Here is a 1,759-nt window from a genome sequence, read left to right as displayed (position 1 = left end):
AGCCCAGCCTGCGGTCCACTTCGGCCAGCAGCATCACCCCGGCGTCGCTGGTCATGCTGCCGCCATCGAAGCGGCCCTCGATCTTGCGTCGGCCCAGTCGGCCAAAATCAATCACGCCGACCTCATCGGCAGTTGTTTGCGGTGTACAGTTTGGTTTCGGCATTGCCCGTCCTCTCATCCAGATTCGATACCTCGATGTTCGGGCATTTCAAGGGCAATGCCGTCCTCGTTTCTACGGACTACGGTGAAATATCCGGGTTAGGTGGGTCTATTCTGGAAACAAAAAAACCGCCACTGGGGCGGTTTTTCCGTTCAGGCTATGGCCTTATCAGGCAGCGGGCACGTAGGGGTACTGCACCAGCACCGACTTGGCATCAAACTGGCCAGCCGCATCGGGCGCCAGAATGAAGGTCTTGCCGCTCACGTCGGCAACATCGGCGGCCACCGGAATATCGAACGACACGCCGTTGGCATCAATGTGGCGCACGGTCGCAAAGTTGAGCACCAGGCCATCTTTCGGGGCGTGGGTCAGCACGATCTTGTCGGCAGCCACAACCAGCGATTCGGTCTTGAACACGGCGCCGCCAACGCGAACGGCCTCGGTCACGTAGGTCTTGACGGCCAGTGCCGAAGCAATCTGCACGTCGGTGACGGCGGCCAGGGTGCCATCCACCACCAGCTCATCGGACTGGATAACCTTGTCCAAGTCGATAGCAGCGGTCACAGACACAAAGCCCACCTTCGCCTGTTCGGCATCGGTGAAGGCGTTGGTGTCGGGGTTCGACTCATACGAGGTCTTGATCGCCGTGGCACTGATGGAGTTTTCCAGGCTGTCTTGGTCGGACAACAGGGTGAAAGTGCTGGTCGAACCGGCGCCGTCGGTCACGGTAGCGGTGTGGTACAGCGCCCACTTGCCATCACCGTTGTCTTGCACCAGCACGCGGTCGCTGACGGTCAGGCCGGTCAGAGCGTCACGGCCCGCAATGGTGCCAACGGTGTAGTTGGTGCCCAGTGCCAGCTTCGCAGCTTCAATGGCGGCGTCACGGTCAATCACCTCTTGCGCAATGGCAGCAGCGCGGTCGGTGGCTTCGTCGTCAATAGCGGTTTGCAACAGGGCTTCAGCGGCGAGGGCACGGGTTTCCTCGTCGGCAATAGCGGTTTGCAGGGCCAGCTCGGCAGCTTCAGCGCGCAGTTTTTCGGCGGCGTCGGCATTTTGCAGGGCCAGCAGGTCGGCATTCAAGCCAAAGATGTGCTGTTTAGCACGCATCAAAACGGACATTTTCAAATCCTTATGGAACAGAGTTTTTGGAGGTCTGCACCAGATTTACGCCTTGGGGGGCGTGCAGGGTTTTGATAATGCGCCGTACCCCGTCAATCACCGGCTTGTACCGGGTTTTGTAGTCCCGGCAGGCATCTTGGAATGAATCATCGGGCATGTCGCAGGCCCAAATGTCCCCGTTTTTCCGTGTGCAAAAGTGGCCCATGTGCAGCAGGTAGGCCACCAGGGCGTAATCGCGGATGTGGTCTTTGTTTACCATGCTGTGTAACTCACCACGGCGTGCTTGCCGTCCAGTTCGTCGGAAACGCCAGAGAAAATGGCCGTGGTGCCCACCACCACAATGCCGGTGCGTTCTTCCACCAAATAATCGCGGCTCAACGTCAGTTCCCCGGCTGCGTTGAAGTCCTCTGGGGCCAAATCGGTGTAAACCAGTGCCAGCCCCCACACCACGTCCCCAACCGGCCTAGCCCGGATATTTCA

The 1,759-nt window shown here is 59.2% G+C and carries 3 protein-coding genes and 1 pseudogene; all 4 read right to left on the bottom strand.

What is annotated here, in order from left to right:
- Window positions 1–163, bottom strand: a pseudogene (locus tag CON76_RS12420) (IS1380 family transposase); the annotation flags it as partial.
- Between the two features lie 165 nt (window positions 164–328).
- Window positions 329–1,279, bottom strand: coding sequence for a hypothetical protein (locus CON76_RS12415; RefSeq protein WP_145995464.1), 951 nt, complete (start codon window positions 1,277–1,279; stop codon window positions 329–331).
- 10 nt (window positions 1,280–1,289) lie between these two features.
- Window positions 1,290–1,538, bottom strand: coding sequence for a hypothetical protein (locus CON76_RS12410; protein ID WP_101103760.1), 249 nt, complete (start codon window positions 1,536–1,538; stop codon window positions 1,290–1,292).
- Complete coding sequence (locus CON76_RS12405; RefSeq protein WP_101103758.1) at window positions 1,532–1,729, bottom strand: hypothetical protein; 198 nt, start codon at window positions 1,727–1,729, stop codon at window positions 1,532–1,534. Before CON76_RS12405 ends, CON76_RS12410 begins: the two co-directional genes overlap by 7 nt.
- Window positions 1,730–1,759: the final 30 nt, after the last annotated feature.

The sequence above is a fragment of the Macromonas bipunctata genome (assembly GCF_002837135.1).
GTDB lineage: Bacteria > Pseudomonadota > Gammaproteobacteria > Burkholderiales > Burkholderiaceae_C > Macromonas_A > Macromonas_A bipunctata.
The sequence above is the reverse complement of the archived record's forward strand: the minus strand, read 5'-3'. Positions and strand labels throughout refer to the sequence as shown.

What these genes read in the sequence shown, in the direction of transcription:
- CON76_RS12415 (WP_145995464.1), bottom strand. Translation starts at nt 1,279, where the DNA reads ATGTCCGTTTTGATGCGTGCTAAACAGCACATCTTTGGCTTGAATGCC.
- CON76_RS12410 (WP_101103760.1), bottom strand. Translation starts at nt 1,538, where the DNA reads ATGGTAAACAAAGACCACATCCGCGATTACGCCCTGGTGGCCTACCTG.